Raw genomic sequence first — 19139 nt, 5'->3', positions numbered from 1 at the left:
TTCAAATTTAAGGCCAATGGGATAATCAAAACTTCAGGAAACAATTGTTAACTGGACTACCAAATATTGAAATCACGACCAAAATTTTGAGCTGTAAGAACGGTCAGCGCCAGTATTTTTGATTGGGCAATTTAAGGAATGTGTTGTTTTTCGTCACGTTCTGTCATAATAATTTTAAAAGATTCTTAACAAAGACCGCTGAATCCAAGTAATCAACCCCAAGTGGTCTGCGAATCGGGCAGGAAACTGAAAAATGCCATGGGTGATGCGTGGTTGATGGCAGTTCCCCGGTGCAAGATCCCAACGACTGATCGCTGGCTGAAATGATGTTTGGATCGATAACTAGGTTTTCGAGTATGCCAAGTGCCGACTGGGGCGAACAGTTGCTGAGTGTTGTGGCTACTCAGGTCATCCGCCACCTGTTCACCGCGAGCGATCGGGTGGAGGTGCGGGTGGAATGTACACCTCAGATCAAGTTGCTGCAAGGCCAGGTCGATCGCTTCCAGATGTCCGGCTCGGGGCTGGTGATTCGCCATGCCTTCCGCACAGAGGCCATGGAATTCGAGACCGATGCGGTGTCGATCGACTTTGCGGGCCTGTTGCAGGGGCGGTTGTTGCTGCGTCAACCCACCCAGGCGATCGCGAAGGTGGTGTTGCTGGAAGAGGATATCAACCGGGCTTTCACGGCTCCCTTGGTGGTTCAACATTTGGAAAATTTGCCGCTCCAGGATTGGCAGGACTTGCCCGGGAGCGGGCTGACCAAGGCTGAAAGCGTTTCGTTCCAATCGATTCAGGTGCGCTTGTTGGCCAGCAATCGAATTGCCCTCAGCGCCCAGGCTTGTTTTGGGGCCGATCAACCGGTGCCGATCGCCCTGCAAGCGACCTTGGGCATTGAGCGCCGTCGGCGGTTGCGGTTTTTGAATTGCCAATTTGATCCCGATGGTTTGCCCGATCGCGCGGCTCTGGGCGAAGCAGCGATCGCCCTGGCGGCCTCAGCCAGTGAGCGGCTAGGCAAAATTTTGGATCAGTTGGTGGATCTCGATCGCTTCAATCTGGATGGGGTGACCCTGCGCATCAACACGATCGAAACCCGCGGCCAACAATTGGTATTTAGCGGTTGGGCCCAGGTGAACCATGTGCCGGAAACGACAACTCCGGGGTTGGTGGCCTAGTGGCCTAGGAGCTTTAGCCGAAGGGGTAACCCTAGGGGGCTTGGGAGTTCACCGGATAATCCGAATAATCCTCTGCAAAATCGTCTCTGTAGTCTTCACAGTCTTCGCAGTTTTCTGAATAATCTTGCCGGTAGTCGCCATAGTCCGGGTAATCTGGGGCCGCGCCAAGGCGGGAAATGGGGGGCGCGGCGATTCCTTCAACGAGGTTGAACCGATGATTCAGCAAGCTGGCCACTCCGGAACCGCTGACCGGCGGCGAAAACCAATAGCCTTGGCCATATTGGCAACCCAAGGCGCGTAGCTCACGGGCTTGGGCGGAAGTTTCAATGCCCTCGGCCACCACGTTCATATTCAGGCTCTCTGCCAGGGCCAAAATGGTGCGGGCGATCGCCACGTTGCGCCCATCGGACTCGATCGGGGCCACAAAGGCGCGATCGATCTTCAGCGTATCGATCGGCAGTTGATGCAAACGACTCAGGGACGAATAGCCTGTGCCAAAGTCATCAATGCTGAGTCGAAAGCCCAATTCCCGAAACTCGGCCAAGGTGGCGGCGATCGTATCTTCGCGATCGAGCATCATGCTTTCGGTAATCTCAAACCCAATCCAACTGGGATCAATTTCCTCTCGGACACAGATCGATCGCATGTGCTGAGCCAGGTTGGGTTGGGCCAACTGTTGCACCGACAGGTTCACCGCCACGGTGATCGGTCGCCCGGCCCGCAAGCCCGAATTCCAGTAGCGCAGGTGGCGACAGGTCATTTCCAGCACCCATTCCCCAATTTGGCTGATCACCCCGCTTTCTTCCGCGATCGGCACAAATTCCGCCGGAGAAATCAGGCCCCGTTGCGGGTGATGCCACCGAATCAGCGCCTCAAAGGCCTTCACTTCCCCGGTTGCCAAGCAAATGATCGGTTGATAGTAGGGTTCCAGTTCCCCCCGCTCGATCGCCCGCCAAAGTTGATTTTCCAGTTGCAAGCGCGCCACCGCCCGATCGCGCATACTGGGATCAAACACCACCGATTGGCTCTGGCGTAGGGTCTTTGCCCGATACATCGCAATATCCGCATCGCGCAGCAGTTCCTCCGCGTGGCGATAGGCCGGTTTGCCCGGCCCCGTGCGGCTAAACACCACCCCCACACTGGCGCTGGCAAAGATCTCCATCTCATCGATCGTGAATGGATCACTGAGCGCCGCATGAACCCGCTGGGTCACGGCCTCGGCTGTTTCCAACTGCCGTACCTGCTCCACCAGCACCACAAACTCATCCCCGCCCAACCGGGCCACCATCCCCTGCTGAGGCAAGGCCGAAACCAGCCGCCGAGCAATCATTTGCAACAGGCGATCGCCCGTGCCGTGGCCATGGCTGCTGTTCACCAGCTTGAAGCGATCCACATCCAGCAACAACAGCGCAAAATCCAATTGCTCTCGATCGAGCAATGACTGCACCCGCTCCGCCAAGGCCCGCCGATTGGGCAGCGCCGTCAATGGGTCATAAAGCGCGTGATATCGCAGCCAGCTTTCCGCCTGCTCATGGGCCGTGATGTCGTGGCAGTTCACCACCACCCCCCGCACCGACGGATCATCCAACAAATTGGTCGTGACCGCCTCCAGCAAATTCCAGTCCCCATTGCGGTGGCGCACACGGTAGCGAACGGGGGGCTGACTCAACCCCGGTTCCGCCAGGGAACGCAACAGGGTTTGCAACACCACCTGCACATCATCCTCATGGACGAAGGTGCTGAGGTGATGGTTAACTGCCTCCTGGGGGGAATATCCTAAAATCCGCTCGGCCGAAGGGCTAACGTAGCAAAACGTCCCTTGCTGATCAAGGATGACGATGATGTCACTGGCATTGGCCAGCAAAGACTCAAACCGATGGTTATTTCCTGGAGACACAGAACCATAGGAAGGTTGAAGGGAGTCAGCCACGCGAGAGCGCCCTCAGAATTTGCCACGTCAGTCGTTGTACCAAGAGCAGATGGGGATTAAAGATTAATCGCAACCCACCCAGTGAGTCCTCTGGATAATTTAGAGGTTACCGGTCGTCTATGGGGCACCGGTCGTTGCTGGTGTCGTGACCATCCGGCTGCACTCATTTCCCCACAACCGCCCCCTGGGCCCGGGTAAACCACCACAGAGAATTCCCGGGGCGATCGCCCAAGGTTTGCATTGTTAACAGCGAGTTAACAGCGAATGAATGAGAGTTCCATGAACTGGAGGCCAAGGGATGGAACTGACGCTGATTGAGCGGGAGCGATAACAGCTCCACGGCAGCACCCGATTCTGGAAACTCAGGCTAGCAGGTATGCGGGTTGTCCAGCTCACTAAGTGAATTATTCATCAGCATTTCTTAGCCAGCCTATGACAATCGGCATACCTGCTAGCCGCTGAGATACCAAACATTGCACGAACATCAAAAGACTGACACCCTGACAGTCAAACTCTAACGCAGATTCGCGCTGATTGGAAGCAGCCTCCGAGGGCTTCCGATAAGTGACCAGGGGGGCGCAAGAGCGCGATCAAGCGTCGGTAATGCGGACAGTTGCGACGATTTGGAGTGCTTTGGATCACCACGGGGTCACGATGAAGTCACTCAAAAATGGTACTGGGATCATTGCTAAATGCCCACTCATTCAGGACAAAACAGCCCCGAGATCAGCCGCCAATGGGTCTGTGATCAACCCACGATCGACTATGGGATCACTGCACGATGCTGACCTGGGCCCGATGCAGCAAACGGCCCTGATGACGAAAACCGGGCATGGTTACTTTGACGCGATCGCCCGGTTGAGCATGACCCCAGGCTAATTGATGCCATTGGGGGTCATAGACCACTTCTTCCCCGATCGGGGCAATTTGTTCAACGGCCCAATGTTCCAGCAACTGATCCAGCGGCCGCAACAGGGGCAAGAGATTGGTGGCGGGAATGTGGGGATTGTGCTGGGCGGCGGCAACGGCCTTATACCAATTCAGCAGCCAAGGTTCCAGAATTTGCAAGCTCGATCGTTGGAATTCCGCCAACAGTTGCTCTCGTTCGCTTTCCAGGCGAGTTTTCAGCCGGTGATATTCCTGCTGAAGCTGCACTAACTCGGCCGCATGAACATCAGGAGCCAACCGCTGGGCCGGGGATTGGTCGGAGGCGGGCTTGGTGTTGTCGGCATTGTTCGCCATGCCCAACAGATCGATCGGGGTGACGTTTAAGGCCTTGGCAATCCGCCCGATCGCATCGAGGCGCAAGCGATCCAAATTGCCTTGCCGCAACAATCGCACCTGATACATAGAAACCTGTGCGGCATCTGCCAAGGCTCGCCAACTGCGCACCTTGGCCGTCACCATCCAACGTTTCAGCAACCGCTCCCGATCGCTCATTAACTTCTCGTACTTTTGCTTGAGTCCTTTACTTGGGCCCCGATGGGCCGCCAATTGCTCCAAACAAGGGCCCTGTCCCTTTCGCTCTTCCCTGGCGCTGGCCCTAGCCAATGGGCTAGCTGCAAGCTCAGGAGCGGATTTCACCCATATCCTACCAGAATGAGCGAAAGCACCCCCGAAAGCCGCTGAACCACCCAACGCAAAGCGCCATCCTTTACATTGCAACTTGCAACATTGCAGCTTTCAACATTTCAGCGTTCAAATATTTCAACTTGCAATATTTCAGCTTTCAACCGGCTAGCGGCCTGAGCCGGAGATCCTCGATCGCTGGCTGCCCATCCTCAGCCCGTCCCCACGCCAAGACCGGGGATAAGCGGCTGCTCATCCTAAACCGATGCAATCCGATTCAGGCCGATTCAAACGGATTCAGCCAACGCAGCAATTCTTGGCTGAGGCGATTTAGATCGCGATAAAAAATTTCTTGCTTGGCCCATTGCCCGATCGCGTCGAGGGGGCTGAATGCGCCGCCGGTTTGCCACTGAATATCCTGGCCCAAAGGGGTGAGGTGATTTCCCGGTAACTCCTGCAAGGCTAACCAGCCGGGAAAGCGTCGTTGCAAAATGGGAGCCAATCGGCTCGACTGATCCAGATCATCAGTGGCAAAACGAATGAGCAAATTGCGACGAATCCCGTATTGGGCGGCGATCAATTGCTCCGTTTCCGTAGGCGAGGGGGTGAATTCCGCATTCAGCCGCTTATCAAACACATCAGCCGGAACAGCCCCAGGCACAGCGCGGTTAATCGACTCCAGAACGGGGCCGAAGCGATCGAACAGGGGAATTGCCCGTTGCGCCGAATAGTTATTAAAGGCCATCAGCGCATTGCCGGCCCGCTCCACCTCAAAGATGCTGCCGATTAATAGATGCAGCTTGCAGCCCATGCTGTGGCCCAGACCATAGACCGGGATCGATCGCCGCCGCAGTTGACCATGCCGATAAAGCCAATCGATGGCGCGATCGAACCGAATCAGCGTATCCTCCGCGATCGCCTCATGGTCAAACCCAGAATTGACAAAGGGCGTGGCGATCGTTCCGTAACCGCGATTGGCCAGCCGCTCCAGCAACCAGCGGTAGGTGAACTGGGGAGCTGCGCCCACAAAGGCCCCGCCCAAGAAATGAATCACCCCTAGCGGATTAGCCGGGATCAGCACCCAAGCTCCGTTTAATTCACGCCACTGTGCTGCCTGTCCCGCCATCGATCGCCCACGTTCGTTCTGTTGATCAAACCCTTGGCATTGTAGCGCTTTGCTTATGGAGCGGGGTTTCGGCGGGATTTTCTGCCCCCGATCGCCAGAAGATCCCGCCAGGGCCGTAGGCTGGTTAGACACCAAAATTCTTGGGATTTTCGCAACCCCCAGGGGCAAACCATGGCCAGAATTAACGACAACTACCTGAAGCTAAAAGCCGGTTATCTGTTTCCCGAAATCGCCCGCCGGGTGAATGCCTTCGCCGCCGAGCATCCCGATGCGCCGATTATCCGCTTGGGCATTGGCGACGTGACCGAGCCGCTGCCGGAAGCCTGCCGCACCGCCATGATCAACGCGGTGAACGATATGGGCGATCGGGGCAGCTTCAAGGGCTACGGCCCCGAGCAGGGCTACGCTTGGTTGCGCGAGGCGATCGCCCAGCACGACTTCCAAGCCCGTGGTTGTGATATTGATGCCTCGGAAATCTTCATCTCCGACGGTTCCAAGTGTGATTGCGGCAACATTCTGGACATCTTCGGTCACGACAACACGATCGCCGTCACCGATCCCGTCTATCCCGTCTATGTGGACACCAACGTGATGGCGGGTCACACGGGCGACGCGAACGATCGGGGCGAATATGGCGGCTTGGTTTACCTGCCGATTTCCGCCGAAAACGACTTCACCGCCCAAATCCCCAGCGAAAAAGTCGATCTGATCTATCTCTGTTTCCCCAACAACCCCACGGGAGCCGTCGCCACCCGCGAACACCTGCAAGCCTGGGTGGATTACGCCCGCAGCCACGGCTCGATCATCTTCTTCGATGCCGCCTACGAAGCCTTCATCACCGATCCGGCGATTCCCCACTCGATTTTTGAAATTGAAGGGGCCCGCGACTGTGCGATCGAGTTCCGTTCCTTCTCCAAAAACGCCGGCTTCACCGGAACCCGTTGCGCCTTGACCGTTGTGCCCAAAACCCTCAAGGGCCAAACCGCTGACGGCACGAGTGTGGATCTCTGGAGCCTCTGGAACCGTCGCCAATCCACCAAGTTCAACGGCGTGTCCTACATTGTCCAGCGCGGGGCCGAGGCGGTCTACTCACCCGAGGGGCAAGCCCAAACCAAAGCCCTGGTGAGCTTCTATCTGGAAAACGCCCAAATCATCCGCGAGAAGCTGACCGAGGCGGGTTTGGCGGTCTATGGCGGCATCAACGCGCCCTACGTGTGGGTGCAAACGCCGAACGGCCTGTCGAGCTGGGATTTCTTCGATAAGTTGCTGCACACCTGCAACGTGGTGGGCACGCCGGGTTCGGGCTTCGGCGCGGCGGGCGAAGGCTATTTCCGCATTTCGGCGTTCAACAGCCGGGCCAACGTGGAAGAAGCCACACGCCGGATCGTGGAAACCTTCAAGGCGTAATCGCTAAACCTGATCAGGGGCGCGGGGAAAATCGGTCTCCCGCGTACCCTGCAAAGGATTACGAATTAAGCCGCATGAGACGTGGCGGGGGTGATGGGCAACGGTGAACCGTCGGGCAGTAGAACGGGTTGTTCAAGAGCTGCTTGAAGCGATCGCGCCAAGGCTTGAAGTTCATCCAGGCTATTGGCTTTGGGTTGAATCACCGCAGTGGTATCGATCTGAAGGTTGCCCATGCCATCGTCAAAAGCTGGGCAGATTTGATAGCGATTGTCTTGGAAGACAACGCGATAGCTGTTGGTGGTGGTTGGTGACGTTGCGCTTGTTTTTTGACCGATTTGGTACAGGAATTCCGGGGCAAAATCTGCACCATTGGGCCAGGCGATCGTGTGGGTTTCTGGGTCGATTGCCACTTGCTGAAAAGCAGCCAGGGATTTGAGGGGTTCAAAAATTTCCCCGTAAAGTTCAGCTTCTAGGTCAACCCGTACCATTTCTTGATTATTGAAAATCAGTTCTAATTCATAGCCTTGCAAGTGGCGAACTTTTGTAATTGCTAGAGATTGAGGTGCTGTCAACATGGCTAGAACACTTAATGCCAGAGAAATTTTTAGGACTCGATAAACAAGAGCGGTTTGCGATCGCGGGCCCGCTGCCAATTGTCTCGAAGTTCTGCATCATGCTGATCTGCCCACTCCAGTACCATCCGCAGAGCTTGTTTATTCATTTTCCCTTGGACTAAACCGCTGTCTAGCTCAATTAAAACTTCTTGGTCTTGATAGCGGGCGTGGAAGTGGGGTGGTTGGTGATCGTTGTAGTTGATATAGATAATGATGCCTTGAAAACGGGCAATCGTGGGCATAGTCTTTTAGATCGAAATAAGACGGGATAACCCCAATTTAGTTGTGTCGTTTGGGTTGAGTCTTGCGAAACCCAACGCAATCAATGCAGCAATTACTGTTATTGGGTTTCTATCCCACAAGTTCTCCGCCGCATTCACAGCGGGAGTTGCCGTTATCGTGAACTCCGAAGGGGCGAGTGCAGCGATAACAGGTCAAGCACTTGCATTGGGTGCAAACGCTGAGGTTTTCAAGGCGATAGGTTTCAGAGCATTCCAAGCAACGTTCTCGTTGTCTGAGCATTAAATCCCATCCCTCTGCCCCGCCACCGTTATCCCTGCTGGCTTGCAGGTAGGCTGCCAAGTCCGCATTGTTATTGGTACTTTCTGTTCCGCCAATGCTTCCTGACCAGCAGAGAACCCGAAACAACTCAAGGCCTTGGGGCAGCAGGTTGGGGTCTTGTCCTGCTTCTCTCCAGGCCTGTGCTTTTGCTTCGAGTTGTAGTTGCATCGATTGATGATTCGTCATGACAGCTTTCTCATAGATTAGGACGCGATCGCAAAACCAGTGTGGGGACGAACTTTGGGGTGTCGGAACCCGAGCACGATCGCCTGTTGAACAATGCCGCGATCGAGTAAATCTCGGGCTACACCGGATTCGGTTTCATCGTTTTGAATCCAAATCAAACCATCAATGATTTCGATATGGATAGGGGTGCTGTGAAAGTAGCGATCGCCCTCCCATCCGCTATCAATTAGGGCGTAGTTGTCGCGGGTTTCATCCACAAGGATGCGCGATCGATAGGGGCTATTGGCGCTGTTGCGATAGTCGGCGTGTTCTTGCAAAACGGCTTGAATAATGGTGCGGTAGTTCAGCGGGGTGTCCATTGTTTGGGCGATCATCTTTTTGCTAAATCATTTATCCCAATCAATTTGTGGTTGTGTAGGTTGGGTTGAGTCTTGCAAAACCCAACGCGATTAATGCAGCACTTGCTGTTGTTGGGTTTCGTGCCTCAACCCAACCTACTGAGGATCGATTTTAGCGAGTTGTTCGGTTGCCCATTGGCGTAAGAGATCGTCGGGGTCATTGGCAGCGCGATCGCGTAACAAGTCAATCACCAACGGATTCTCAGGCGCAATTTCTAACAATCCATCAAGGGCTGTTCGACGCGGGTTAAATTGCCATTCGTAATCTCGCTGAAGCTGAAATGGATCTTGGGTGGCAACTTCGCACAGTAAGTTGAATGTATCAGGGTCATTTCTCCAGCCCCGAGCCAACTCCTGCACCGCTGCTTGCCGCACAAGCCAGTTCTGATCGGAGCGTGCGCGGTCTTTGAGCCAGGGCAAGGTGTCGGGATGGTCTTTCCAGCCCCGAGCCAACTCCTGCACCGCTGCTTGCCGCACATATTCGTTCTCATCGGAGCGCGCGCGGTCTTGGAGCAAGGGCAAGGTGTCGGGGTCGTCTTTCCAGCCCCGAGCTAACTCCTGCACGGCTGCTTTCCGCACACGCCAGTGCTCATCGGAGCGCGCGCGGTCTTGGAGCAAGGGCAAGGTGTCGGGGTCGTCTTTCCAGCCCCGAGCCAACTCCTGCACCGCTGCTTGCCGCACAGCCCCGCTCTGATCGGATCGCGCGCGGTCTTTGAGCCAGGGCAAGGTGTTGGGGTCGTCTTTCCAGCCCCGAGCCAACTCCTGCACCGTTGCTTTCCGCACAGAACTGTCCTGATCGGATCTTGCGCGGTCTTGGAGCAAGGGCAAGGTGTCGGGGTCGTCTTTCCAGCCCCGAGCCAACTCCTGCACCGCTGCTTGCCGCACAAGTCAGTTCTGATCGGATCGCGCGCGGTCTTTGAGCCAGGGCAAGGTGTCGGGGTCGTCTTTCCAGCCCCGAGCCAACTCCTGCACCGCTGATCGCCGCACAGCCCAGTGCTCATCGGATCGCGCGCGGTCTTTGAGCCAGGGCAAGGTGTCGGGGTCGTCTTTCCAGCCCCGAGCCAACTCCTGCACCGCTCCTCGCCGCACATCCCAGTTCTGGTCAGATCGCGCGCGGTCTTTGAGTAAGGGCAAGGTGTCGGGGTCGTCTTTCCAGCCCCGAGCCAACTCCTGCACCGCTGCTTGCCGCACAGACCCGTTCTCATCGGATCGCGCGCGGTCTTTAAGCAAGGGCAAGGTGTCGGGGTCGTCTTTCCAGCCCCGAGCCAACTCCTGCACCGCTGCTTTCCGCACAGCCCAGTGCTCATCGGAGCGCGCGCGGTCTTTGAGCCAGGGCAAGGTGTCGGGGTGGTCTTTCCAGCCCTGAGCCAACTCTTCCACCGCTGCTTCCCGCACAGCCCAGTGCTCATCGGATCGCGCGCGGTCTTTGAGCCAGGGCAAGGTGTCGGGGTCGTCTTGCCAATGTTGAGCAACACAGCGCAAGGCTCGATCTCGCACCTTCCTGATGCGTTGATTGAAGTCCCAATCTTCCTGAGAATCAACCTCACGAAGCGCTCCCCATGCAGTCAACGATCGCAGCCGTTGCAACAGATCCCGATCCAACTCAGCAATTGACGATCGCTCCGGTAACTCCGCCCAACAATCCGCTGCCAAGAAGAGATTGGCAAAGTCAGCTTTTTCACTGGTTGCACGATCCAGTTGCACCAACAAGGCGATCGCCTGTTTCGCAAACCCAATGGGCAACTGACTCGCCAACAAAATCAACACTTCTCGCCAGGCATCATCATTCCAGTGCTGCCCAAAGATAGTGTGAATCAAATTATCCGTTGAAATCGCATTTTGGCTGCCTGAATCCCGTTGATTAAACCGCTCCCAAATCTCCGTCGCGCAGAAATATTCCAAAAAGGTGCGATGCACAAAAGCGTAATAGCCCGTCCCTGCTGAACAAAGCGTGAAGTTTCGCACCCGCAAAGCATCAATCAACGCTTCAGCCCACCCTTCGGGATTGGGCAGCGACAAGGTGCGTAAATAATCCGCCACGATCGCTTGCAAATCCGATTGAGCAATTAAATTACCCTTCAAGCCGCCATCGGTATTCTGCAAAAAGAACGCCACCTGCCGCACAATTTTTTGCTTTTGATTCAGGGTGAGCTGAATGTCCTGACAGCGATCGGGCAGCTTTTTGTGCTCCACATCCCAGTCCCGCAGCAACAGATCAGTGGCTTGGCGATAGAACTCCAATCGCTCATCCGGGAGCCGCGATTTGCGATTCAAAATACACATCATCGTCAGCATCAACGGATTGCCCGCTAACTCCCGAATCGTTCGACCTCGGGCGATCGCGGCGCTCATCCGATCTCGACAGCGATCGCGATCGGCTTGTTGGCCGTCTCCAAAGGTTTCCTGATGCCAGCGATCGCAAAAATCCTTGATTTGCTGATCATCGAATTCTTCGAGCAACCAATGCCGAAACCCGTGATTCGTGAGTGATCGCGCATAGTTTTGGTAGCCATAAACCCGCGATGTCACAATAATTTTGGCCGCAGGATAGTCATGCGCTAATCGGCAAATTTCCCGAATCACTTCATCTCGCCGCGCCGGTTCAAACACCTCATCCAATCCATCAAAGAGCAGCAGCACCCGCCCAGCGCTCAACCAGTCATGCAACTGGGATTTATTCAACCGATCCAAGACATTGCCTGCATGGAAATAGTCCAAAACATCCAAGGACGCTTGGCGCGATAATTTCCGTAACTCCACAAACAAGGGCAACGGCCGCAACAGCAACTGATCCGATGGCTGGGTGTGATTAGTTTTAAATAGTTCATTTTCATAGGTCGCCCAATCCAACGCCAAATATTTGAGCAACGTGGATTTTCCTGACCCCGGATCGCCCAAAATCACGAACAAGTTCATGTCCGGACTCTTAACCAATTCCACCACGGATTGCGGCGCTTGGTTGCGATAGAGATCCCGTAATCGCTCCTGCTGGTTTTCGTCGAGTTCTTCCTTCAGCAAGCCATATTGCCGCAGCAATTCCTTGGGCGCTTTGTCCAGTTGCGGCAAATATTCCCCACATTCCCGCGCCCGTTGCGGCAAAAACACTTGCCACAGCTTCACCGAATAGGCTCCCCCATCGGTGGCCAACTGGTCGAGCGGCAAAACCTCATGGTCGGTTTGGAGCGATCGCGCATAGGCCAACAGGTCAAAATCCACGATCGGCCCCAGCGAGCCGCGAACCAAATCACGGGTTTCCGCCACCCGCTCGAACTGGGCGATCGCCCGCAATTTCTCATCCGCCCCAATCAACTCGCGGGTGTATTTCTGATAGCGCTTGGCGATTTTTTGCCAATTAAATTCTGGGGGTAAGGGCTTGAGCTTCAGGGCTAACCAGCGATCGGCCCAAACCACCGGATCGACTTGCCCCTCATCCGCGAACGCACTCCCCAACGCCCCCGCCACCGCCGGATCAGCAATCAACCGTTTCAGCGATTCGGTATAAGCCTGAACCCGCTCCAGCTCATCATCACAGCAATCTTCAAGCTCTCGCTGTATCAATTCCAAAAAGCCTTTAATCGCTTTGCCCGTCGCCATTTCCAGCGAGTCGGGCCCAAAGCGATCGACTAGTCCTTGCAACCGCCCCTTAAAAAAATCCTTGACGTAATCTTTGAGCGTGTCCTTGGCCAGGTCTTCCATCACTGCGCCAAAGACAAACCCCACCGTCTGCGTCACGCCCCAGATTACTAACCAGTCCACCATCGGAGTCTCACAAAGGATGATTGGCTACATCAATTATGCGCGATCGCCCTGCGAGGAAACAGATGCGCGCCGCAGCCGATCAACCGTCAGGCCAAAAGGTTGGGGGATGGGTGGGTTTTGCAAGATTTTTGGACAGGGCAACATCAGCCCGATCGTTCCCAGCGGAACTTGCGATCGGCCTCGGCGATCGGCACATCGTTAATGCTGGCCTCCCGGCGCTGCATCAAGCCGTTGGGTGCAAATTCCCATTGCTCGTTGCCATAGGCGCGATACCACTGCCCCGAGTCCGTGTGGTATTCATACTCGAACTTCACGGAGATTCGGTTATCGGTGAAGCTCCAGAGTTCCTTCTTGAGGCGATAGTCCAGCTCATGACTCCACTTGCGGGTCAGGAACTCGCGGATTTTGTCCCGTCCCGCAAAGAATTCCGATCGATTGCGCCAAACCGAATCTTCCGTGTAAGCCAGCGATACGCGCTCCGGGTCGCGGGTGTTCCAAGCATCTTCGGCGGCTTGCACCTTGGCGATCGCGGTTTCGCGGGTAAACGGCGGCAGGGGCGGACGACTTTCCATGGCTGGAACCCTTATGTGGTCACTTCGTAACGACAGTGGGAGCGGGTGGCGGCTCAAAAAATTCCCAAAAAAAATGCAGAGATCCGGCAGACGAATCTGCCAGGTCTCCGCAGCGGTGACACATCTCTCCACTACTCTTGCTTATATTGTTGCCTTGAAAGGGGAAAAAGTTCCAGCTTTTCTAAAAAATTTTTTTGCCCTGTCGAATTGCCCTGCCGAATTGCTCTGCCCGATCGCGCTGTGCATCACCCTTGATAGCCACTGAGAACGATTGTGCTTGGTATGATTTGCTTCATTGAGCAATCAAGCGCTTTTGACTGCTGATGCGGGAAAATGTTGTTTTAGCTTGAATTTTCCGTATTTTAGAGATTCTTTGCTGCTTCAAGCGATATGTATCTCTTGTTACTTGTGCCAGCAAAACACATTGATTGTTGCCGGATTTTTAACCGTCACATTTCCGGAATCAGAATTGAAAAATCACGCTAACGCCCTATTTCTCAGTGGAGGTTTCAGCGCAATTCTCCATGGGGTTGTTGCTAGCTGGGTGGGGCAAGATGGAGATGGGGATGAGAATTGGCCAGAATTTTGATCAAGATTGGCTCTAGCTGGTTTCCGGCCCTACGCTACGATTTGGGATCCCGGAATGGATTGCGACAGATGGGGGGGGAGCAACCATCGGGGAGCGATCGGGTGGCTTCGTTTGCAGGTTGGGTCATTTTTGGGCAACTTTAAGCGGATCGAATCCCGGATTGCTTGCAGTCTTGATTGCTTGCGGTGAAGTTTGCGGTGAAGTTTGTGGACAAGGGAAACTCTGGATTGCTATGGACAACTCAACTCGTCGATCGGATGCGTTAGGAACCAATGGGGCGGGAACGGCTCCCCTGTCGTTGCTGGAAGCCCAAAAGGTTTTGGCGGTGTTTAACTGTTTGGAAGAAGCGCCCAGTCTCTCGGAGAGTCAGCAGGCGATTATTCGATCGGCTCTGCGGACGGTGGTTCAGGAGGCGGACTGCGTGATTTTTGGAGTTTGTGCGGATTCGATCGCTCAAGGGTTGGCGGCTGTGCGGGCCTATGGGGCTGGTTTGGATCGTGAAGTGCCGCCGGAGCCGGAACGGCGGGGGGTGGCCAATCCGGAACAGCCGATTTATATCAAGTGCAACACTAACTCTCTGTTGTTTTATGCGGAACCCTACCAGGGTGAAAATCGAGGGGTTTTGGTGTCCTGTCAGTCCCATGTGGATGAGGAATTGAATGCGATGTATGGCCACCTACCCTTAGATTTGTTTGCCTAGGGCGATGGGGCGACCAAGGGGACGGTGGTTGAGCGATCGCGCCCGGGGGCTTGGCCGGTGGCAACGGATCCGGCAACTCCCGAGAATGGTGCGGGGCGGTGGCGTTTGGGGGCTGCTGTTGGTGTTGCTGGCGATCGGGGGAATGTTGGCGCTGAAAATGCCGCCCGCTTCGGGATCCGCAGCCCTGCACCCGCTTTCCCAGTGGTCGGCCCAGTTATCCGAGGGGGATGCTATGGAGCTTTTGACGGATCCGTTTTTGCAGTTGCCGGGGTCGGACTCGGTGCATGTGGTTTGGTTCACGGAATTGCCGGGCGATCGCCATTGGGTGGATTGGGGCGATCGGCTTGATCGGCAGGCCTTGGCCCAAACCCGCCGCTTGACTCGTACCCGTGAAGATGGCCAATCGCGACTGCCGGAGCGGGTGGCGGCCCAGCGGCCCGAGGGGGTGAAGGTTTGGGAGCGGCCCATTTGGCGACATGAGGCGATCGTGTCGGGGCTGTTGCCGGGCCAGTCGGTTCCCTATCGGGTGACGAGTCAAGGGGGCGATCGCGCCGTCAGTAGCGGAGTGTTTCGCCTGTCGCCCCAACCGCTGCCGGGCCAACCGCTGCAACTGCTGTTGACTTCGGATCATCAACTGAAGCCAATGGTGGCGGCCAACTTGCAACAGGTGGTGGCCACGGTGGGCCGGGTGGATGGGGTGTTGTTTGCGGGGGACTTGGTGAATGTGCCCGATCGTGCTTCGGAATGGTTTGACGATGGGGGCGGTGGGGCGTTTTTTCCCTGTTTGCAAGGACGAGCCAATCGATCGCTCCAAGGTCACACCTACCAAGGCGGGGCTATTTTGCAGGAGGCTCCCCTGTTCGCGGCCCTAGGCAACCACGAGGTGATGGGTCGGGTGGGGCGGGCCCAAGATCTCAACCGGGAATTTTATGACACCGTGCCTCGCTGGGTCGTGCGACAGGGGGCCGCGCAACAGGGGGCTGCGCAACGGGGAGCGGGCGATCGGGTCTTAGGTCCGGCTTCCGGCGAAGTTTCAGGGGCAACGTCGGGGGAAACACCAGGGGCTGCAATCGGCCCGGCCGCCTTGGCGGATCAATCGTTCAACACGCGCACCTATGAGGAAATTTGGACGTTGCCGACTAACGATCGGGGCGAGGGCAATTACTACGCCGTCAGCTTTGGGGATCTGCGGTTGGTGGTGTTGAACGTGACCCAAGCTTGGCGATCGCCCATTTTGACGGCGAAGTTCGGCGGCCGCTTCCACGAAGGCCAGCCCCAAAGTCCGATCGATTGGGGTTGGGGTCAGCATATTTTTGAATCGATCGCCCCGGGGAGTCCGCAATTTCAGTGGCTCCAAGCGGAATTGGCCGGCGAGCCATTTCGCCAAGCCAAGTATCGCGTGGTTATGTTTCACCACCCGCCCCATACCTTGGGGGATAACAGCGTGCCGCCCTTCACGGATCCCATCCAGACGATCGAGCGGGATGACCTGGGCCAGGTGATGGCGGTGAAATATGCCTATCCGCGCGATCAAGATGTGATTGCCCAATATTTGTCCCCCCTGCTGGAATCGGCGGAGGTGGATTTGGTGTTGTATGGCCACTCGCACCTGTGGAATCGGTTCCGCCGTGGCCGCACCCATTACCTGGAAACGTCGAACGTGGGCAATAGCTATGGGGCGGCCTGGGGCGATCGGGGGCGATCGGGCATTCCGCCGGAGGGTAGCGGGTTTGAGCGATCGGACTATGTGGCGATCGGGGATCCTAATGGATTGCCCCCAATTGTGCCCTCGATCGCTCCTTTGATTGATCCCTTGGATCAAACCCCTCAGCCCTACTTGGCCAGCAACGAAATCACCGCCTTCAGTATTTTGGACACGGCTGCCGGAACGGTCACTAGCTATGTTTTTGACCCCAGAAAGCCGGAGCAACCCGCTCAACCGTTCGATCGGTTCACGATTGGGGCCCCGGCTAACGAGGGAGACCGTTGAGGAGCGAGTTGCTGCTCACGGGATCAACTTGATTCGCTCAGTCTAATCAACGCAATCTGATTAATTCAACCTGATTAATTCAGTCCGGTTAGCTCAGTTTGACTGGCTCAGTTTGGTTAGCGAGTACCAAACACCCGTTGCACACAGGTACGCGCAATTTGCATCATTTCCGGCGGCAGCTCATTGCTGTTCGATTGCTGCATCCGTTGGTAGAGATTCATGGTTTGCTGCAAGGTATAGCGCGACTGGAATTCCGCCAAGGAGCATTGGCAATATTGCGTAGCCTGCTGTTGGTTAAACTGACCCGACTGTTGAGCCGATCGGGTGCAGCTTTGCAAAAAGGCGCGCGAAAATTCTGGCGGGTAAGCATTGCGCTGGCTCAGGCTCCCGATCGACTGGCGATCGGTCTCGATCGGCTCTGCGGCTTGGGCGCTCAAACCGGACGCAAGGCCCAGGGCCACAAAGCTTCCTACGATGGTCAACGATTGCAGCGCCTGGGTCGGAAAGTTACGTTTCATAGTGTCGTGGTTGTTTGAAATCAGCAGCCCACAGCCCACACCGCCAGCCCATCTCGCAAGACACACTAGCGGGCCTGAGCAAAGCTACCCTCAGTCGATTTCAACCTTTGCATAGGTCAAGCCGAACGATCGGGAAAGTTGCGGGATCGTGATTGATCGCTCAAGCTCTCCAAATCAGTTCGGCTCATAATGGGAGCGGCGATCGCCCCCATGTGTTGATTGGCCCATGCACGGGTTGAGTTAACTGATTGAATTAAAAGACTCATCCCCGCACCCTTGGGTTGCAAGCTTTGAATGATTCAAGTCCTGGATGATGGCGAAGGCCCATCTGGAATGCAGGTTGCAATTGACATCACAAACCCGCATAACCGGCCCGCACAACCAACCCGCACTCCGAACCTGCTTTTCAATTCCAATCGGGGATGATGGTCTGTTTAATTCCTAGCTCAGTTCCTTAACGCTGGCCACCAGCTCAGACACTTTTTCTTTTGCACTGCCAAACAGCATCATCGTTTTGTCTTCATAGAAGAGCGCATTATCCAAACCGGCAAATCCGGGGTTCATGCTGCGTTTAATCACGATCGTGTGTTTGGCGCGATCGACCTCCAGAATCGGCATTCCGTAGATCGGGCTTTGGGGATTGTCCCGGGCATCCGGGTTCACCACATCATTGGCCCCAATCACCAGCGCCACATCCACCCGTTCAAAGTCCGGGTTAATGTCGTCCAGGTCGCACAGTTGGGAATAGGGCACGTTGGCTTCCGCCAGCAACACGTTCATGTGGCCCGGCATCCGACCCGCCACCGGGTGAATGGCATAGCGCACATCAACACCCAACCGTTCGAGCTGATCGGCCAATTCCCGCACGGCGTGCTGGGCTTGGGCCACCGCCATGCCATAACCGGGCACAATCGCCACCGATCGGGCATAGCCCAACATCATGGCGCATTCTTCCGGGTCGATTGATCGCACCGTGTGGGAACCCGCATCGCTGCTGCCGCCGTCGCCCGTGGCCGTGCTGACGCTGCCAAAGGCCCCAAAGAGCACATTGGTCAGCGATCGGTTCATGGCCTTGCACATGATTTGGGTCAAGATCAGCCCCGAAGCGCCCACCAGCGCCCCGGCAATTACCAGCATTTCATTGCCCAACACAAAACCCGCCGCACTGGCCGCCAGCCCGGACAGGGAGTTCAGCAGCGAAATCACGACCGGCGTATCAGCACCCCCGATCGGCAACACCACCAACACCCCCTGCACCAGGGAAATGCCCGTCAGCAGCCACAAAACCGTCAAATCGCCCGGGTGAATCAGCAAATAAGCACCGCTGGCCACAAAGCCCAGCAGCAAGCCGAAATTCACCGGTTGTTGCAGGGGGAAAGTGATGGGTGCGCCGGTCACCAGTCCTTGCAACTTGGCAAAGGCCATGAAACTGCCCGTGAGGGTCACGCCCCCAATCAGCAGCCCGGCAATGACGGTCACGGCCGTGTCGGTGGGAACCGGTGCGCCCGTGTTCACAATCCGCCAATATTCCGCCGCTGCCACCAGGGCCGAGGCCGCGCCGCCCAACCCGTTCAACAAGCCCACCATCTGGGGCATGTCGGTCATGGCAACGCGCTTGGCGGCAATCAGACCAATCACCGATCCCGCCACCAGGGTGGCCAACAGTGCGCCATAGTTCACGGCGGAGCGATCGAGCAGGGTCACCCCGATCGCCATGGCCATGCCCACGGCCGCCAGCCAGTTGCCCCGGCGAGCGGTGGCGGGCGATCCCAACATTTTGATCCCCACAATGAACAGGGCCGCCGCGGCCAAGTTGCTTAGCCGGGCGATCGTTGTCCACCATTCAGCGGGCAAAACACCCGATACAAGTCCATCGATCATTCCTTATGTCCTCGCCCTTTGGTCTCAGGATGCTTCAAAATTCCAGCCTTTCATTGAGCCAAGCGTTGAATGAAGCGTTGAACGAACATTGAGTTAAGTCTTGAATTGAACCCTGGAATTCAACCCCGGAATTCAACCTTTGGTGATCCCCTGTATCAAACCCTCAA

At 56.1% G+C, this 19139-nt stretch carries 18 protein-coding genes; 6 read left to right on the top strand and 12 right to left on the bottom strand.

The features are described from left to right. The first annotated feature begins 356 nt into the window (after positions 1-356). Positions 357-1172 (top strand): LmeA family phospholipid-binding protein, encoded by an 816-nt coding sequence (locus tag ACZA91_RS00945; protein WP_463184251.1) that lies wholly within the window; start codon positions 357-359, stop codon positions 1170-1172. A 31-nt stretch (positions 1173-1203) separates the two neighbouring features. Here the strand turns inward: ACZA91_RS00945 and ACZA91_RS00940 are convergent, their stop codons facing one another. The 3 genes from ACZA91_RS00940 to ACZA91_RS00930 form a co-directional block, all read right to left on the bottom strand. Then, positions 1204-3102 carry a putative bifunctional diguanylate cyclase/phosphodiesterase gene (locus ACZA91_RS00940; RefSeq protein ID WP_463184250.1) on the bottom strand — a complete coding sequence of 633 codons (1899 nt, stop codon included), beginning with the start codon at positions 3100-3102 and terminating at the stop codon, positions 1204-1206. Positions 3103-3873: 771 nt separating this feature from the next. Beyond that, positions 3874-4542 carry a nucleotide exchange factor GrpE gene (grpE, locus tag ACZA91_RS00935; protein WP_099534424.1) on the bottom strand — a complete coding sequence of 223 codons (669 nt, stop codon included), beginning with the start codon at positions 4540-4542 and terminating at the stop codon, positions 3874-3876. Between the two features lie 406 nt (positions 4543-4948). Further along, positions 4949-5797, bottom strand: coding sequence for a DUF1350 family protein (locus ACZA91_RS00930; RefSeq protein WP_463186484.1), 849 nt, complete (start codon positions 5795-5797; stop codon positions 4949-4951). 171 nt (positions 5798-5968) lie between these two features. On the opposite strand from ACZA91_RS00930, the gene ACZA91_RS00925 reads away from it, so the two are divergent. Then, positions 5969-7204 (top strand): LL-diaminopimelate aminotransferase, encoded by a 1236-nt coding sequence (locus tag ACZA91_RS00925; RefSeq protein WP_463184247.1) that lies wholly within the window; start codon positions 5969-5971, stop codon positions 7202-7204. A 65-nt stretch (positions 7205-7269) separates the two neighbouring features. On the opposite strand, the gene ACZA91_RS00920 is transcribed toward ACZA91_RS00925, so the two are convergent. The 7 genes from ACZA91_RS00920 to ACZA91_RS00890 form a co-directional block, all read right to left on the bottom strand. Then, complete coding sequence (locus ACZA91_RS00920; protein ID WP_463184246.1) at positions 7270-7779, bottom strand: DUF2442 domain-containing protein; 510 nt, start codon at positions 7777-7779, stop codon at positions 7270-7272. 29 nt (positions 7780-7808) lie between these two features. Beyond that, a complete protein-coding gene (locus tag ACZA91_RS00915; RefSeq protein ID WP_190527694.1) occupies positions 7809-8060 on the bottom strand; it encodes a DUF4160 domain-containing protein in 252 nt (83 codons plus the stop codon). A 109-nt stretch (positions 8061-8169) separates the two neighbouring features. After that, positions 8170-8565 (bottom strand): hypothetical protein, encoded by a 396-nt coding sequence (locus ACZA91_RS00910; protein ID WP_393013406.1) that lies wholly within the window; start codon positions 8563-8565, stop codon positions 8170-8172. Positions 8566-8582: 17 nt separating this feature from the next. Further along, positions 8583-8939, bottom strand: coding sequence for an element excision factor XisI family protein (locus ACZA91_RS00905; RefSeq protein ID WP_463184244.1), 357 nt, complete (start codon positions 8937-8939; stop codon positions 8583-8585). 120 nt (positions 8940-9059) lie between these two features. Then, a complete protein-coding gene (locus ACZA91_RS00900) occupies positions 9060-9848 on the bottom strand; it encodes a HEAT repeat domain-containing protein (protein ID WP_463184243.1) in 789 nt (262 codons plus the stop codon). A 3-nt stretch (positions 9849-9851) separates the two neighbouring features. Further along, a complete protein-coding gene (locus tag ACZA91_RS00895) occupies positions 9852-12722 on the bottom strand; it encodes an NACHT domain-containing protein (RefSeq protein ID WP_463184241.1) in 2871 nt (956 codons plus the stop codon). A 143-nt stretch (positions 12723-12865) separates the two neighbouring features. Next, positions 12866-13294, bottom strand: a complete 429-nt coding sequence (locus tag ACZA91_RS00890; RefSeq protein WP_099535104.1) for a nuclear transport factor 2 family protein — start codon at positions 13292-13294, stop codon at positions 12866-12868. Between ACZA91_RS00890 and ACZA91_RS00885 the strand changes: the two genes are divergently transcribed. The 4 genes from ACZA91_RS00885 (at position 13293) to ACZA91_RS00870 (ending at position 16573) form a co-directional block, all read left to right on the top strand. After that, the gene (locus tag ACZA91_RS00885; RefSeq protein WP_190354862.1) at positions 13293-13559 is read left to right on the top strand and encodes a hypothetical protein; all 267 of its coding nucleotides are present in this window, start codon (positions 13293-13295) and stop codon (positions 13557-13559) included. The two genes, ACZA91_RS00890 and ACZA91_RS00885, sit on opposite strands and share 2 nt — an antisense overlap. A gap of 30 nt (positions 13560-13589) precedes the next feature. Beyond that, a complete protein-coding gene (locus ACZA91_RS00880; RefSeq protein ID WP_463184239.1) occupies positions 13590-13883 on the top strand; it encodes a hypothetical protein in 294 nt (97 codons plus the stop codon). A 232-nt stretch (positions 13884-14115) separates the two neighbouring features. Next, positions 14116-14583, top strand: a complete 468-nt coding sequence (locus ACZA91_RS00875) for a DUF1824 family protein (protein ID WP_099535102.1) — start codon at positions 14116-14118, stop codon at positions 14581-14583. A gap of 4 nt (positions 14584-14587) precedes the next feature. Continuing rightward, the gene (locus ACZA91_RS00870; protein WP_242030805.1) at positions 14588-16573 is read left to right on the top strand and encodes a metallophosphoesterase family protein; all 1986 of its coding nucleotides are present in this window, start codon (positions 14588-14590) and stop codon (positions 16571-16573) included. A 116-nt stretch (positions 16574-16689) separates the two neighbouring features. On the opposite strand, the gene ACZA91_RS00865 is transcribed toward ACZA91_RS00870, so the two are convergent. Then, positions 16690-17091, bottom strand: coding sequence for a hypothetical protein (locus ACZA91_RS00865; RefSeq protein WP_463184237.1), 402 nt, complete (start codon positions 17089-17091; stop codon positions 16690-16692). Positions 17092-17532: 441 nt separating this feature from the next. Then, positions 17533-18972, bottom strand: coding sequence for an NAD(P)(+) transhydrogenase (Re/Si-specific) subunit beta (locus tag ACZA91_RS00860; RefSeq protein ID WP_099535098.1), 1440 nt, complete (start codon positions 18970-18972; stop codon positions 17533-17535). Positions 18973-19139 lie beyond the last annotated feature (167 nt).

This window comes from Limnothrix sp. CMB-01 (genome assembly GCF_055193175.1).
This window is presented reverse-complemented; position numbering and strand designations above follow the sequence as displayed.

Excerpts from the sequence above, each read along its gene's own strand:
- ACZA91_RS00945 (WP_463184251.1), top strand. The coding sequence starts at position 357 with ATGCCAAGTGCCGACTGGGGCGAACAGTTGCTGAGTGTTGTGGCTACT.
- grpE (WP_099534424.1), bottom strand. The coding sequence starts at position 4,542 with ATGAGCGATCGGGAGCGGTTGCTGAAACGTTGGATGGTGACGGCCAAG.
- ACZA91_RS00930 (WP_463186484.1), bottom strand. The coding sequence starts at position 5,797 with ATGGCGGGACAGGCAGCACAGTGGCGTGAATTAAACGGAGCTTGGGTG.
- ACZA91_RS00925 (WP_463184247.1), top strand. The coding sequence starts at position 5,969 with ATGGCCAGAATTAACGACAACTACCTGAAGCTAAAAGCCGGTTATCTG.
- ACZA91_RS00920 (WP_463184246.1), bottom strand. The coding sequence starts at position 7,779 with ATGTTGACAGCACCTCAATCTCTAGCAATTACAAAAGTTCGCCACTTG.
- ACZA91_RS00915 (WP_190527694.1), bottom strand. The coding sequence starts at position 8,060 with ATGCCCACGATTGCCCGTTTTCAAGGCATCATTATCTATATCAACTAC.
- ACZA91_RS00910 (WP_393013406.1), bottom strand. The coding sequence starts at position 8,565 with ATGACGAATCATCAATCGATGCAACTACAACTCGAAGCAAAAGCACAG.
- ACZA91_RS00905 (WP_463184244.1), bottom strand. The coding sequence starts at position 8,939 with ATGATCGCCCAAACAATGGACACCCCGCTGAACTACCGCACCATTATT.
- ACZA91_RS00895 (WP_463184241.1), bottom strand. The coding sequence starts at position 12,722 with ATGGTGGACTGGTTAGTAATCTGGGGCGTGACGCAGACGGTGGGGTTT.
- ACZA91_RS00885 (WP_190354862.1), top strand. The coding sequence starts at position 13,293 with ATGGCTGGAACCCTTATGTGGTCACTTCGTAACGACAGTGGGAGCGGG.
- ACZA91_RS00890 (WP_099535104.1), bottom strand. The coding sequence starts at position 13,294 with ATGGAAAGTCGTCCGCCCCTGCCGCCGTTTACCCGCGAAACCGCGATC.
- ACZA91_RS00875 (WP_099535102.1), top strand. The coding sequence starts at position 14,116 with ATGGACAACTCAACTCGTCGATCGGATGCGTTAGGAACCAATGGGGCG.
- ACZA91_RS00870 (WP_242030805.1), top strand. The coding sequence starts at position 14,588 with ATGGGGCGACCAAGGGGACGGTGGTTGAGCGATCGCGCCCGGGGGCTT.
- ACZA91_RS00865 (WP_463184237.1), bottom strand. The coding sequence starts at position 17,091 with ATGAAACGTAACTTTCCGACCCAGGCGCTGCAATCGTTGACCATCGTA.
- ACZA91_RS00860 (WP_099535098.1), bottom strand. The coding sequence starts at position 18,972 with ATGATCGATGGACTTGTATCGGGTGTTTTGCCCGCTGAATGGTGGACA.